Origin of the sequence: Spirulina subsalsa CS-330, from assembly GCF_028330765.1 — a bacterium.
Lineage (GTDB): Bacteria > Cyanobacteriota > Cyanobacteriia > Cyanobacteriales > Spirulinaceae > Spirulina > Spirulina subsalsa_A.
In genome coordinates this window covers 1-14580 of record NZ_JAQMTY010000010.1, presented here as the reverse complement: position 1 = coordinate 14580, position 14580 = coordinate 1, and the positions used below count along the sequence as shown (strand labels likewise).

Below are 14580 nucleotides of genomic sequence, written 5' to 3'. Positions count from 1 at the left end.
TCACCTTCTCTCGATCCCCCCTAGCCCCCCTTAAAAAGGGGGGAACGCAAAAAAGTCCCCCTTTTTAAGGGGGATTTAGGGGGATCAAACGCAGACGAGGCCAACATTTGAACGTTATGTATAAGCAGTAGCCCCTAGGGTGAGGGCTAGGGTGAGGGCTAGGGTGAGGGCTTGCCGGGATCTGGCTAATGTTGTCAGTCAACCAGGGTTTAAGCTCTGTGCGATCGCTCACGGAAAAAGTAACCGAGGAGGTAAAGGGAGCCGCAGAACACCACCCGCGAACCGGAGGATTGACAGGCGGCAGTGAGGGCAGGGAATAGATCCTCATGGCAGTAACAGGCGGCGAGGGTTGGGCATACCTCTCGGGCCAGGGTTTGGAGATTGTCCGGGGCGGCGGTGAGGTGGTCGGGGACAGGCACGAGGTGGAGACGGTCGCCCTCCCGCAGCAGTGCCGTGAAAATGTCGCGATGGTCTTTGGTGGCGAGCATTCCCATCACCCAGGTGGTGGGTTGGGGGGGGGTGAGGTGGTCGAGATAGGTGCGGAGGGCTTCAGCGGCGGCGGTGTTGTGCGCTCCGTCTAAGAGGATGTCGCGCCCCTGCCAGTGATCCCACTGTAAGCGGCCCGGCCATTGGGCTGATCCCATGCCTTGAATCAGGGCGGCAGCGGGAATGTTCCAGCCTTGCGATCGCAACTCCTGCACCGCCGCCACCGCCAAGGCTGAATTTTGTAACTGCACATCCCCCACCAAGGCCACCGGATACTCGAACCCCTGCCACGTCGCCCACCCGGTTCGCGTTGTCCATTGGGCCGGCTTAACCCACTGGGTCGGACAGGCCAAGGCTTCGGCCCGCGCTGCGATCACCCGATGGGCTTCGGGGGGAAACTGCCCTAACACTGCTGGCCGTCCAGGTTTGAGAATACCGGCCTTTTCGCGGGCAATATCGGCCAAGGTGGGGCCGAGGCGTTGCCAATGTTCGCGGGTGAGGGAGGTAATCACACTAACGAGGGGGCGATCGCACACATTCGTCGCATCCAAGCGCCCCCCCAGCCCCACCTCCATCACCGCCACATCCACCCGCTGCTCCGCAAAATAGAGCCAGGCCGCCGCCGTCACCAGTTCAAACACCGTCGGCGGTTCGGTATCGGGATCAATGGCTGCAATCACCCGCCCCAGGATGGCATCAAGCGCCTCAAGGGTAATGAGTTCCCCCTGACACCAAAACCGCTCCGGCCAATCCACCAAATGGGGGGACGTGTAGCGACCGACGCGATCGCCCGCCGCCGTGAGCACCGCTGCTAAATAGGCACAGACCGAGCCTTTGCCATTGGTGCCGCCGACGTGAATAATCGGCAGGGTGAGGTGTGGATCGCCCAGGCGATGGAGGAGGTGCTGGATGCGGTCTAGACCGAGATTCACCCCAAAGGTTTGATAGGGGCGGAGGCGGTCGGTGATCGGGGAGTGCAGCATGGGAAAAAATTTAGAGGAATAAAAATTTTGGTAAATGCCGTGGACAGACGAGGGACTCCTTCGCCGCGATTCAATAAGATGTTAGGTAACACGCCGTTAATACCGACTGAAAATTGTAATTGATTCAGTGATTAACGGGATTGGTTAGGGTGCGTTGCTCTGACTCCTTGCCCTCTCCTCTAACTATAATTTTGCTATCCGCGCCTATGCCCTCCTCTCAGCCATTGACCTGGGGTGAACTCACCCTCAATCGCGAGACGCAAAGGGTCACCTATCACGGCCGATCGATCACCTTGACCCCGACGGAAAGCCGTTTGCTGGAGTTGTTTTTACAGCAGCCGAGTCAAGTGCAGTCCTATCGAGCGATCGCAAAACATCTGTGGTCGTTGGATGACTTTGCCGCCGATGCCCCCATTGCCATGCAGCTTAAACAACTGCACCATCGCCTCGCGATCATTGGTGTGCCCGAAGTGATCAGCGCGGTCTATGGCATTGGGTATCGTCTGGAGGATCTGCCCACTAATGCGGGGGTCGGGGAACCTTCCCCGATGCTCGAAGTGCTTTGGCGCAACCATGCCCCCCAAATTCACGATCGCCTCGCACAACTCGAAACCGCAAGCACCGCCTTAGCCCAACAGCAGTTAACCCCAACCCAGGCCGCCGCCGCCCAAGCCCTCGCCCATAAGTTAGCCGGTTCCTTGGGGGTGTTTGGCCTCCAACAGGCCTATGGGTGGGCGCAACAGCTTGAACGCCACTGGCAGGACTGGCAACAGACTCAGCAGGCATCCCCCGATGCGATCGCTCAACTCCTGAAGCAATTACAAACCACCGTCGGCACGCTCTCCCATACCTACGGTGTCGAGGTGGAACCGCTGGCCCCATCCCCCACGGCAGCCGCCAAACCCCCCAACCATGGCACAGTGCTCCTCGTAGACAGTGATGGGCTGCTCACAACCCGGCTCCAAGCGCAGGCCAAGCAGTGGCATTTTCAGCTTTATAGTGCTCCGGATTCCGAGGCGGCGGAGGTGATGCTTCAACGCCATGAGCCGGATATTGTGTTGCTGGATTTGGCCATTTCCGGGGAGCCGAACGGGGGATTTACGCTGCTGAAATCGTTGCAAAAACGCTATCCCCGTCTGCCGATCGTGGTGTTTAGTGTGGAGGATGACTTAACGGTGCGGGCAGCAGTGGCGGCCTATCCTCCGGAGGTGATGACCGCGAGCCATTCTGTGTTTTTGTCGAAATCTGCCACGCCGGCGGAGGTGTTTGATGCGATCGCAACTATCCTCCAACCGAAGCAGATTCCCCAATCTCAAATCCTGATGGTGGATGATGATCCATTAATCCTCGACCATTTGCAATTGTTGTTTAGTCAATGGGGGTTCACCGCCACCCCCCTCCATGATTCGCGCCATTTCTGGAAAACCCTGGAGGCCACCAACCCCGATTTGCTGATTTTGGATCTGCAAATGCCCCATTTTGATGGGATTCAACTCTGTAAAGTGGTGCGCCAAGATCCCCACTGGCAGGGGTTGCCGATTTTGTTTCTTAGCAGTGCCTGCGATCGCGACACGATCCGCCAAATTTATCAAAGTGGAGCCGATGACTACATTGCCAAACCCGTCCATGACGCAGAACTCTCGACCCGTGTTTTCAACCGCCTTGAACGAATTCAACTGTTGCGCAGTTGTGATGAAACCGACTTCCTCACCGGCTTAATGAATCGCCGCCGGGCCTCCCAAGCCATGCAACGTTATTTCCGCCTCGCCCAACGCTATCAACATCCCCTCTCTGTGGCCTTGGTGAACATTAACGGTTTCCAGCAGATTAACAATCGCTATGGTCAACGCATTAGCGATCGCCTCCTGCGTCAATTGGGCGAACTCCTGCAACAAAACTTTGAGCCGGAGGATGTGATCTCCCGTTGGGGTGGCGATGAATTTATGGTGGGATTGTACGGACTGACTAAATCCCAAGCCTTGGTAAAAATGAATTATCTCCTCGCTGCGGTGCGTCAAACGTCCTTCTTGGGGTTCGATAAGGTGGAAATTTATCTGACGCTCCGGGTCGGCATTGCCACCTATCCCGATGACGGGGAGGATGTGCCGAGTCTGTATCAACAGGCGGATTTGGCCCTCTATCGGCAGCGGGTCGAGGCTTAAGACAGGGTTAAAACAAGATCAAGGCATGAAAATTCTAATCGTCGAGGATGATGCACGGATTCACCAAGCCCTCCGCGAAGCCCTAGAGGATCAGCGTTATGTGGTGGAGGTGGCTGAAGATGGGGAATTGGGCTGGGACTATCTGCTGACGGGGGTGTTTGATGTGGTGGTGTTGGATGTGATGCTGCCGAAGTTGGATGGGGTGAGCCTCTGTCGGCGGCTGCGCGATCGCGGCGATCGCACTCCGGTGTTGATGTTGACGGCACGGGATACGAGTCGGGATAAGGTGATGAGCTTGGATGGGGGAGCCGATGACTATGTGGTGAAGCCCTTTGATTTGGCGGAACTGTTGGCGCGGATTCGGGCGTTGGTACGGCGAGGCGCGATCGCCCACACGCCGATCCTCACCTGGGAACACCTCCACCTCGATCCCCGCACCTGTGAAGTCCGCTACGCTCAAAAACACCTCACCCTCACCCCCAAGGAATACGGCTTGCTGGAACTATTCCTGCGCCACGGCAGCCAGGTGTTGAGTCGGGCGATGATTCTTGATCATCTCTGGGCGTTTGAAGATATGCCCGGCGAAGAAACGGTTAAAGTACATTTGCGGAGTGTGCGCCAAAAATTAAAGCAGGCGGGGGCTCCGAGTCAACTGATTGAAACGGTCTATGGTTTGGGCTATCGACTTAATCCGAATCTCTGAAGCCCCGTTGCGGCAATGGCGCGATCGCTTTTTTGTCTCCTACGTGGCAATTTTGGCGACCTTGTTGGGGATTTTTTCCACGGCGATCTATCACGTGGTGGCCCGCGATCGCAACCATCAACTCAACACCCACCTCACCCAACTGGCCGAAACCGCCGCCCACACCCTCGACATCGTCAAACATGAATACGAAGAACTCGCCCACGCCGATCAAGACGATGATGATGAAGACGACGACGACGACGATGATTATGCCACCTACGCCGCCACCCTCCCCCGCCATGCCGACGGCAGCCTCCGCCCCATCTCCCTCAACCGGTTAATGGGCAAATACGAAGCCGCCTCCATCCTCGACCTCCCCCAACTCAACCGTCCCCAAAATCTTCAGGGCGTGGAATGGTACGACGAACACCGCCGCCTCATGGTGCGCGAAGGGAGCCTTTTCCCGGCGCAGCCCTTCCCCCACCCGCGCCAAATTTCCGGGTCATTCACGCAAACGGGACAACTGCGCACGGTGATTTTGCCCGTCTACCGCAATGGGGCCAAGCAGCCCGGTGCGCCCCTGGTGGGGTATATCCGAGCGAGCGAATCCACCGCCGCCTTGACTGCGGAACTGGATCGCTTGCGGTGGGGCTTGGGGTTAGGGGCGGTGCTGATGACGGGGCTGGCGGCGGTGAGTGGCATTTGGTTGACGCGCCAAGCCCTGCGGCCGGTGGTGCAAAGCTTGACCCGGTTGCAGCAGTTCACCGCCGATGCGTCCCATGAACTGCGCAATCCCTTAACGGCGATTCGGGCTTCGGTGGCGGTGATGCAGTCCCATCGGGAACGGGTCGATCGCGCTGATTGGGGCAAGTTAGACGCGATCGCCACCGCATCGGCCCAGATGAGCCACTTGGTCGATGACTTGCTCCTGTTGGCACGGATGGATCAACAGTGGACAGAAGCCCCCTCCTGGCGACGGGTGGCGGTGGATGAAATTCTCGAAGATCTCGTGGAGTTTTGGAGCGATCGCGCCGCCCAAGCTCAGATCACCCTCACCGCCCACCTCCAGCCCAACATCCTGATGCAGGGCAACCCCGACCAACTCCATCGCCTCTTCAACAACCTGATCACCAACGCCCTCACCTACAGCCCCGCCGGCAGCCGCGTCACCGTCACCCTTACCCACGACTCCCTAACTGCGATCGCCATGATCCAAGACACCGGCATCGGCATCGCCCCCCAACATCTCCCCTACATTTTCGATCGGTTTTGGCGGGCTGACCCCTCCCGCACTCCCCAGGATGGCGGCAGTGGTTTAGGACTAGCGATCGTTCAGGGCATCGTCCATCAACATCGCGGCAAAATCACCGTCCAAAGCACCCCCCAGCAGGGCAGTTGTTTTCGCGTCGAACTGCCGATCCATTAAACTAAGAGTTATGTAAAACAAGTCCCTATATCAATGACTGTGTCGGCCAACAAGCGATTGTATCTCAAAGCAGAATCTTACACTGTTGAGCAATTAATTCATCAAGTTAAGCGTGGTTTAATTCGAGTTCCTGATTTCCAACGTCCACTCCGATGGGAACCAGAGGACGTGAAATTATTTTTTGATAGTGTTTATCAGGGATATCCCGTTGGTTCTTTTTTAATGAGGCAGGCTCATGCTTCTGCCTCCGTGATCCGATATGGCCCTGTTAAAATTAATGCCTCAGAGTCCAATGCAGCATTCTGGGTTGTTGATGGACAGCAACGGTTAACTGCCCTGACTGCTGGTTTGGCTCGTGATAAAGAAATGCCAGTCACTCCTGATGATCCTTGGGTTCTTTACTTTGATGCTGCAAAACAAACCTTTCACACTCCACCTAGAAGGGGTATTTTGTCATCAACATGGGTTCCCATCACACAGCTATTAGATGCATCAACCCTAAGCGAGTGGGTTTTTAATTGGAATCATGCTCAAGATTCCAACCTAAGAAAATCTGTTTTTGAAGCTGGGTCGAGAATTCGTCAATACGAAATTCCACTTTATATTGTGGAAACAGACGATAAGCAACTGCTTCGAGATATCTTTTACCGAATGAACGATTCGGGCAAGCGAATGAAGTGGGAAGATGTTCATGATGCCCTTTTTGGGCACAAATCAGAAGAGCCATCGACTCTAAGCGCCTTGGCAGATCAATTGAACGATCTTGGAGTTGGGCGACCTTCAGAAAATCAATTACTGTCTGCCATTATGGCCTTTAAAGATCTAGATGTGACCCGGAGTGTTTCAGAGCATTATCGTCGAGAGCCTGAAGTACTTCGAGATGCAGTTCGAGATGCATTACCAGCCCTGAGACAAGTATTGAGTTTTCTCAAAGCACATGCAGAAATTCCTCATCTCAGACTATTACCCCGTTCCCTTCCATTCTCAGTGCTCACAAAATTTTTTGGTTTTCATCCAGAACCCAATGACAGAACAATAGACCTACTAATTCGTTGGACATGGCGAACTTTATTAGGAATAAAGTCAGTAGACGAAAGAACCTTGCTCCGTCATAGTTTAGATGCGATCACGAGTGATGATGCAGAACAAACAATGCAAAAACTATTAAGCGAGATTCCTAATACAAGAGAATCAAGCTTCATATTACCACAGAAATTTGATGCTCGTGCCGCAGACAGTAGAGTTGTTCTTGTCGCATTAAATTCACTTCATCCACTTAACCCCGATAATGGAAAGCCGCTTGATATTGCTGATATGATTGAAGAGTATGATCGTAAAGCTTTTCACGAAATCATCTCAAATTATTCTAGTGTAAAAACAAACAGCCCAGCCAACAGAATATTACTTCCTCCTGATATCAGGAGAATTCAAGAAAAACTCATTGATTTAATTCATAGAGAGGGCTTGAATTCAAAAATACTTCAGTCCCACTGTATTGATCGAGAAGCTGCGGAGTTTCTTCATAGTGGAAATTTTGACCAGTTTCTATCGCGTCGTAGTGAGATTCTTACAGAGACAACGAATGTCTTGGGTTCACGATTGGCTGCTTGGGAAAAAAGCGATCGCCCTAGTATTAGCTATATCTTGCAACAAACAGGAGAAGAAGAGTGACAAGTACTTTAGGAGTTAGTCTTCACGGCAAGACAGTTGGCTATCTGAGTCAAACTGCGAAAGGACAGATAGCATTTCGCTTCACTGAAGCCTATTTATTAAGATCAGATCGTCCCATATTAAGTCAATCTTTTGAGGATAATCTTTTGCGAACTTACTATGGAAAAAATCACTCACTTCCATCATTTTTTGCTAATTTGATTCCAGAACATGGGGAATTGCGAAATTTAATCGAAGGTAATTTAGGAGTGAGTCCTGGTGACGATCTAGCGTTACTAGAGGCTGTTGGACGTGACTTACCCGGCGCAGTAGAAATAGTTCGTATGAATGAAGATACCTTTCTAGACCAAGAGAATTTGAAATTTCCTTCATATATAGAAGATGGTAAAAATATTCATAAAAAAAAGGAACCTGGATTCCGATTTTCATTAGCAGGTGTCCAAATGAAATTCTCTGTTTTACGCGATCCAGAAAGAATAACACTGCCGGCAAGTAACCAAGATGGTGAATGGATTGTTAAATTAGGATCGACACGTTTTCCATTTACTATCGAGAATGAATATGCAATTATGCAATGGGCAAAATCTGCTGGATTTGACGTACCTGAATGTTATTTACAAGATGCTAGAACAGTTAGTGATACTTTGAAAAAATATGCTAACTTTGGAAATTATATTTTTGTGATTCGTCGATATGATAGGCAGGCAGGAAATCGTATCCATCAAGAAGATTTTGCCCAAGTCACTAATTTGCAGCCAGGACTTAAATATGATCACATCAAGTATGAACAATGTGGAGCATTGATCAAACAAATTGTTGGTGATGATGCATACTATGAGTTTATTCGCCGACTCACATTTGTAATTGCATCTGGGAATGCAGATGCTCATTTAAAGAACTGGTCTTTACTTTACTTAAATGAGCAGCACCCAAGCCTTGCACCAATGTATGATCAAGTTTGCACAATTGCATGGCCGGAGCTAAGTTCTGAGCTTGCTCTCAAATTAGCAGGTACAAAAAACTGGTTTGCTTTAGAACTAAAACGATTTGAATCACTTGCATCTCGTGTTGGTGCTGATCCCACTAAGACAACTAAAACAGTTGAGGAAACGTTGGTTCAGTTAGCAGATACATGGACTAACTCACAAATATCAACTTTACTTCCTCAACCTCATCTAGAACGTCTTCAAGATTTTTGGAGGCGAGTACCACTTTTACGTCCGTTCCTGTCTCAACTAAAATAGCCCATCACATCAGTCACTGGATGCTAACACCACCTTGCCCGTCATTGATCCCATCTCAATCGCCCGATGGGCCGCCGCCGCCGCCCCTAGGGGAAAATGCTGCGCCACATGAATTGTTAACTTGCCTTGATCAAACCATTGCCCACATTGCCGCAAAATCTCGCCGTGATACCGTTGGCTCGCCTCATCCCCGGACAACATCGGCGTTAACATCAATTCAAGACTGATCCGGTGGTTGCGTTTGCGGGCTTCTTTGAGCGTGCCCTGTGCCAAATTCGGCTCCAAAATAGTCACCAGATCGCCGTAGGTGCGCACCGCCGAAACCGTTTCAAAAAACGTTGCACCGCCCACCGTATCAAACGCCACATCGACCCCGGTTCCCTCCGTCCAGGCCAGCACCGCCGCTGTTACATCGGTTTGGGTGTAGAGAATCGGCTCATCAGCCCCCAACTGCCGCACTAGCCGCGCCTTGTCCATCGTGCTCACCGTCGTACAAACCCGCGCCCCTCGTAACTTCGCCAACTGAATCGCCACATGACCCACCCCCCCGGCTCCAGCGTGAATGAGCACCGTTTGATCGGCGGTGAGGCGGGCGCGATCGTAGAGGGCTTCCCAGGCAGTGATCAACACCAAGGGAGCCGCCGCCGCCTCTAAAAAACTCAACCGCTCCGGCTTCGGGGCCGCAAAATGTTCCGGAATCACCGCATATTCGGCATAGTTGCCCGTGCCGGCCTCGCCCAAACCGCCGCAGCAGTAATACACCGCATCACCAGGCTTAAACTGGCTCACGGCACTGCCCACCGCCTCCACCACGCCCGCCCCATCGCAGCCTAAAATCGCGGGCATCTGTTCCGGGTAAAATGTGCCGCGCTGTCGCAGTTTGGTGTCAATGGGATTCACCCCCGCCCCGTGGAGTTTGATCAGGAGGTGATGGGGCTGGGTGATTTCGGGCGTGGGAACCCGGTGGAGTTGCAACACGTCGGGTTGTCCAGGTTGGGAAAATGTAACCGCTTGCATGGTGTGTATCCTTGGGTGCGATGAGACGGGAGGGGATGCGATCGCCCAAAATTCACGATCGCGATATCACTTCGGCGTTGAGCGTTTCCATGGCTGGAGTGATTGTAAAGTAAAACGTCGCCCCTTCTCCCACCACCCCTTTAGCCCAAATTGTACCGCCGTGGCGTTCGAGGATGCGTTGCACAATGGTTAAGCCGATCCCCGTACCCTCAAATTCACTTTGGGAATGCAGCCGCGCAAAGGTATGAAACAGCTTATCCGCATAGGACATATCAAAGCCAGCACCATCATCTTGGACAAAAAAGATCGGAACCTGCGCTGAGATTTGACGTTGGCTATAGATATCCGGGTCACGGCATTGGCCGAATTGAATTTGAGACTGCGATCGCTTACTGGTATATTTCCATGCATTATTAAATAAATTTTCTAAAGCAATCCGTAAAAGCGATTCATTCCCCTGCACGGTTAAATTCGGTTCCAGAATAAACGTCACCTGCCGCTCTGGTGTATTCATTTTTAGCGCTGCGGAAATTTGTTGCGCCAGGGTGCTTAAATCCACCATATCTAGGGTTAATTCCATCCGAGTTGAGCGGGAGAGTTGCAACAGATCATGAATCAGTTGCCGCATCCGACCACAAGAATTCTGAATTTGAACGAGATAATCTTGGCCTTCTTCATTCAAAACATCACCATATTCTTCCCGCAACATTTGATTGAAAAATTCAATATGAGAAATAGGCGTTCGTAAATCATGGGACACGGTGCGGGAGAACGATTCAAGCTCATCATTGACATTTTCGAGTTCAATGGTGCGTTGTTGGAGAGAAACATTTAACGCATTGATCTGTGCTTCTGCCTTTTTTTGCTTGGTGACATCACGCCCGACACAAACAAAGTCTTGGGTATCATCTTCTGTTTCAATCACACCGCAGGAAAAAGAAACATATAACACTTGCCCATTCCGCTGACGGCAAATCACCTCTGCTTGAAACTTCAACTGTCCCTGGGCTAAATTGCCGAGAAAGCTTTGATCATCGACGAGCTTACTAATCGGTTGATTAATTAACTCATAGTCCTCATAGCCAAATAGTTTTTGGGTGGCGGCATTAATCGTTTTGATCACTCCTGATTTTGTAGTGACGACTAAGGCATCAGCCATGGAGTTGATGATTTGGGTGATGTAGTTTTTGGCGGTTGCTAATTTTTTGAGGAGGAGTTGAGCTTCATTCGCACTTTGAATCAGGCGTTGTTGAAAGAGCATCCGCTCCGTGGCGTTATTTAATAAAATAATTAGCTTGGCAGGATAGCCGATGGTGCGCTTATGGGGATAGACACTGATATAAAGGTCAAAATAAAGGGGAAACTCGGTCTCTGAAAAACGAGCAATGCCTGAAATTTCATACCCTTCATGGCGATAGTTCAAGATCTCCGCGAGGATCAGTTCTAAGCCTGCAACTTCTGGAAAACTATCCCGAATATCAATGCCTTCTTGAATGGTGGTGTCGTCTTCGGCATAGCGCTGTACACCGTTGGAATATTCCTGGATGGTGAAGGTGTGGTCTAGGATCACATAGTCTTGATGGGTGATCGGGGGTTGCAGGAGGGGGTTTTGGAGATGACTTTGGGTATCAATGAGCACATCACTGAGCATTTGTTGCATCATGTTGGCTCGATCAATAATTTGATTGAGATAAGCAGTGGTGCTTGGTTCGAGGGGGACGTGGTGGGGTTCAGCGAGGAGAGTATTAAGCTGTTTCCGAATTTGGATTAAGGTTTGGCGGAGGTGATGACTGGCTAGATAGGGAAATTGACTGAGGGCGGTGCTTTTAAGGTTAACGTTGGAGTCTGAGGGGCCGGGGCGATTTCCCAGTTTGGCGAGGGGATTGGCGGTTGTGGTGAGGGGGCGGCGTTGGAGGTTGTGTTCGATGACTTTGAGGCGCAGCTTTTGTTCGGTGGGGGGGGCAGTGCGGAGGAGATAGTCGTTGACACCGCAGTTGAGGAGAGTTTGGATGTGTTCGGCGTTGATGTGATCGAGGACGGCGATCAGGGTGGTGTAGGGGTGGGTTTGATGAATTTGGCGGCATAGGTTGGCGGCCCGATCGCTGAGATCGTCTGCCTGGAGGAGAATGAGGGGATAAAATGGGGGGGCTGGCGGCGGACAACCGTGGGATTGAACGGTGATGTGATGCCGATTGGATCGCATTAGTTCGATGAGCGATCGCATGGCAGCATCGTCTCCAATCACTAACACCTGCATAGCTTTTTCCTCGTGTGACAACCCAATTTGTAAATATGCAGTAACCCTGATGCGATGCGCCTACCTTCTATCATAGAAAGCATCGAGTCTGAACGAATACTCCACAGCGATGTAAATCTCTGTGACGTTGCAAAACTCAATAAAAATCCTATGCGTTCCGGAACCAATCGCACCCCCTTATGATCGTGCTGACGGATGATTTGTTGTTGAACTATACCCGCTGTACTCGTCGGGCTTACCTAATGGTCTATGGCGATCGCAGTCAGCGCACCGCCGATAAAGAATTTGTCCTCAAACTGCGCCGCGAACATCAGCGCCTCGTACAAGACCACCTCACTGGACAAACCGTGGTCACACCGGACTACGCACCGGGGGATTGGCAAGCGGGGGCAGAACAGACAGAACTCCTCATGGCCCAAGGGGTTGAACAGATTCACCGAGGCATTTTGTATTGGGATGCTCCCCTGAGCACCTTAGATAGCTTAACAACGACACCGCAAGCGATTACAGCAGTGGGACGGCCGACTCTCTTGGTGAAGCAGACAGGTTCTTCTCGCTTTGGGGACTGGTGCTATCGCCCGGTCAATATCAAGTTAGGTAAACGTCCTAAGTCTGAATACAAAATTGTCGCTGCCTTTCAGGCCATTTTGCTGGCCCATGTGCAAACCATGCCCCCCACTCTGGCGCAATTAATCTTGCGCGATGGTGGAACCTATCGGGTGGATTTAGCTCAGTGGGAAGGGAAAGTATGGGAGGTAATCTTGGATTGTCTGGCCATGCTGGGGGCGGGGGAGGTTCCGGAGGTGTTTATTTCGCGGCAGCGGTGCAGTTTATGCCCGTGGTATGACCATTGCCATCAGGAGGCGGCCGCGTCTCAACATCTTTCGTTGGTGCCTGGGGTCACGCCCTCTCGCTACAGTGCCTTGCAGGCTGTGGGCATTACAGAGTTGGCGCAATTGGCCCAACTTGATCCCCAATGGTTGCAGCCTGAGGTGGATCGGCCGATCGCCTCTCAAATGCAACAGCAGGCGTTAGCGTTGGTGGACGATCGCGCCCTACCCACCCCCGAAGCGATGGTGCGATCGCAAACCTTCCCCCCCCTCGCCCCGATTGAACTCTATTTCGACCTCGAAGCCGAACCCGATCGCAACGTGGATTTTCTCTTCGGTGTGCTCTGTGTCAACCATGTTAAACAAACCGAAACATTTCACGGCTTTTTTGCAGAAAAACCCGAAGATGAACCCCTGATTTGGCAGCAATTTCTCGCCCTCCTCCATCGGTATCCCACGGCCCCCATCGTGCATTTTTCTGCCTACGAAGTGGAAACAATTAAACGATTAACAAAACGTTATCGGATGTCACAGTATCCCCTCAAAACCCTGTTACCCCGTTTTATTGACGTGCATGATTGGCTGCTGAAATTAGCCGTGCTCCCCGTCGAAAGTTATTCCCTCAAATCCGTTGCCAAGTGGCTCGGATTCACCTGGCGAGACGAAGGACTCAGCGGGGATCAAACGGTTTGCCTGTATGAAAAATGGCTAGAAGCAGGGGATCAAGACGCTTTAGAAACCATTATTCGCTATAACGAAGATGATTGCCGCGCCACCCATAAATTACGAGTGTGGCTGACAGAATGGCAGCAATCGTTACACCCTTTTCAAGGGGATGAACCGCCCCAAGGGTGAATGTTGAGCGTCAGGTTGGCTCCGTTGCTTAAAGTTATGCAAAGAAATATCACTATCCGCGCCTCAGTCCGTCATCTTTGCCCGTGGCAAATTGTAATTAATGATACAGTTAAGGCTAATGTTACCGATTGTCCTGAAGGTTCAGGGTTGCGATCGCGTTCCGAGTTGATTCCTGTCGTTGTTATAGGTGCTCGCTATGACATTCCCCCTCTTGCCCCTCGTTTTGTTGCTGGTTGCCTTGGGTAATATTTGGTTGCATCGACGGATTACCCACGATGTTTATCAGGTGTTGACGGCGGTTTGTGCTGCCGTTTGTTTGATCTGGGGGTTTGCGATCGCCCACTGGTCGATTCATTTGCTCTGTTTGGTGTTGCTCTGCCGGTGTTCTGATCTGATTTTCAAAACCCGCTCGATCTGAACCCAGTCCAGGATTCTGCATGGCAACCCCCATCCTCGCGATCGCACCGCCTCCCCTCCAGCGAAAAAACTCAAAAAAAAGGGTTGACAGGCTCAAAAATATCGCGTTATAGTAGAGTTCGCTTAGCAAGGGACTGTAGTTCAATTGGTTAGAGCACTGCCCTGTCACGGCAGAAGTTGCGGGTTCGAGCCCCGTCAGTCCCGTCCCTAACGAAAACCCCCAGCAAGATGCTGGGGGTTTTCTTGTGCCAGAGGTTAGACCGTGGAACATGAGGGGGATGATCCTCGTTATCCTCTAGATAGCAGCATGGAGGTCAGCCTGTGGATAGACAACGACAACGGTTAACCATTACCGGCGTAGTGCAGGGGGTGGGGTTTCGACCCTGTGTGTATCGCGTCGCCCAGGAACTCGGCTTAACGGGCTGGGTGAAAAATTCATCCCAAGGCGTGGAAATTGAAATCGAAGGCGATCGCCCCCGTCTCGATCAATTTCCCATCCACCTCACCGCCGCCCTTCCCCCAAATGCCGCCATCCACAGCCTAGAAG

Annotated in this window: 11 protein-coding genes and 1 tRNA gene; 9 read left to right on the top strand and 3 right to left on the bottom strand. The window is 51.9% G+C overall.

What is annotated here, in order from left to right; translation table 11 throughout:
* Positions 1–209: 209 nt before the first annotated feature.
* Positions 210–1469 (bottom strand): bifunctional folylpolyglutamate synthase/dihydrofolate synthase, encoded by a 1260-nt coding sequence (locus PN477_RS00565; protein ID WP_272118353.1) that lies wholly within the window; start codon positions 1467–1469, stop codon positions 210–212.
* Between the two features lie 206 nt (positions 1470–1675).
* On the opposite strand from PN477_RS00565, the gene PN477_RS00560 reads away from it, so the two are divergent.
* From PN477_RS00560 to PN477_RS00540, 5 genes are read left to right on the top strand one after another with little or no spacing between them, the layout of a single operon-like run.
* Complete coding sequence (locus PN477_RS00560; protein ID WP_272118351.1) at positions 1676–3631, top strand: response regulator; 1956 nt, start codon at positions 1676–1678, stop codon at positions 3629–3631.
* A 25-nt stretch (positions 3632–3656) separates the two neighbouring features.
* A complete protein-coding gene (locus PN477_RS00555) occupies positions 3657–4334 on the top strand; it encodes a response regulator transcription factor (protein ID WP_272118349.1) in 678 nt (225 codons plus the stop codon).
* On the top strand, positions 4300–5742 hold the full coding sequence (locus PN477_RS00550) for a sensor histidine kinase (RefSeq protein WP_272118347.1): 1443 nt from the start codon (positions 4300–4302) through the stop codon (positions 5740–5742). Before PN477_RS00555 ends, PN477_RS00550 begins: the two co-directional genes overlap by 35 nt.
* A gap of 33 nt (positions 5743–5775) precedes the next feature.
* On the top strand, positions 5776–7413 hold the full coding sequence (locus PN477_RS00545; protein ID WP_272118346.1) for a DUF262 domain-containing protein: 1638 nt from the start codon (positions 5776–5778) through the stop codon (positions 7411–7413).
* Positions 7410–8657 carry a type II toxin-antitoxin system HipA family toxin gene (locus PN477_RS00540; RefSeq protein WP_272118344.1) on the top strand — a complete coding sequence of 416 codons (1248 nt, stop codon included), beginning with the start codon at positions 7410–7412 and terminating at the stop codon, positions 8655–8657. Before PN477_RS00545 ends, PN477_RS00540 begins: the two co-directional genes overlap by 4 nt.
* Before the next feature lie 9 nt (positions 8658–8666).
* On the opposite strand, the gene PN477_RS00535 is transcribed toward PN477_RS00540, so the two are convergent.
* A complete protein-coding gene (locus PN477_RS00535; RefSeq protein ID WP_272118342.1) occupies positions 8667–9674 on the bottom strand; it encodes a zinc-dependent alcohol dehydrogenase family protein in 1008 nt (335 codons plus the stop codon).
* Between the two features lie 52 nt (positions 9675–9726).
* A complete protein-coding gene (locus PN477_RS00530) occupies positions 9727–11931 on the bottom strand; it encodes a sensor histidine kinase (protein WP_272118340.1) in 2205 nt (734 codons plus the stop codon).
* 179 nt (positions 11932–12110) lie between these two features.
* Between PN477_RS00530 and PN477_RS00525 the strand changes: the two genes are divergently transcribed.
* From PN477_RS00525 to PN477_RS00510, 4 genes are all read left to right on the top strand, one after another.
* Complete coding sequence (locus PN477_RS00525) at positions 12111–13616, top strand: TM0106 family RecB-like putative nuclease (RefSeq protein ID WP_272118339.1); 1506 nt, start codon at positions 12111–12113, stop codon at positions 13614–13616.
* A gap of 196 nt (positions 13617–13812) precedes the next feature.
* Positions 13813–14034, top strand: a complete 222-nt coding sequence (locus PN477_RS00520; RefSeq protein WP_272118337.1) for a hypothetical protein — start codon at positions 13813–13815, stop codon at positions 14032–14034.
* Between the two features lie 129 nt (positions 14035–14163).
* Positions 14164–14237: transfer RNA gene (locus tag PN477_RS00515), tRNA-Asp, on the top strand.
* A 117-nt stretch (positions 14238–14354) separates the two neighbouring features.
* The coding region (locus tag PN477_RS00510) for an acylphosphatase (protein ID WP_272146887.1) at positions 14355–14580 on the top strand (226 nt) is incomplete at its 3' end.

Excerpts from the sequence above, each read along its gene's own strand:
- PN477_RS00550 (WP_272118347.1), top strand. The coding sequence starts at position 4,300 with ATGGTTTGGGCTATCGACTTAATCCGAATCTCTGAAGCCCCGTTGCGG.
- PN477_RS00525 (WP_272118339.1), top strand. The coding sequence starts at position 12,111 with ATGATCGTGCTGACGGATGATTTGTTGTTGAACTATACCCGCTGTACT.
- PN477_RS00530 (WP_272118340.1), bottom strand. The coding sequence starts at position 11,931 with ATGCAGGTGTTAGTGATTGGAGACGATGCTGCCATGCGATCGCTCATC.
- PN477_RS00535 (WP_272118342.1), bottom strand. The coding sequence starts at position 9,674 with ATGCAAGCGGTTACATTTTCCCAACCTGGACAACCCGACGTGTTGCAA.
- PN477_RS00555 (WP_272118349.1), top strand. The coding sequence starts at position 3,657 with ATGAAAATTCTAATCGTCGAGGATGATGCACGGATTCACCAAGCCCTC.
- PN477_RS00545 (WP_272118346.1), top strand. The coding sequence starts at position 5,776 with ATGACTGTGTCGGCCAACAAGCGATTGTATCTCAAAGCAGAATCTTAC.
- PN477_RS00560 (WP_272118351.1), top strand. The coding sequence starts at position 1,676 with ATGCCCTCCTCTCAGCCATTGACCTGGGGTGAACTCACCCTCAATCGC.
- PN477_RS00520 (WP_272118337.1), top strand. The coding sequence starts at position 13,813 with ATGACATTCCCCCTCTTGCCCCTCGTTTTGTTGCTGGTTGCCTTGGGT.
- PN477_RS00565 (WP_272118353.1), bottom strand. The coding sequence starts at position 1,469 with ATGCTGCACTCCCCGATCACCGACCGCCTCCGCCCCTATCAAACCTTT.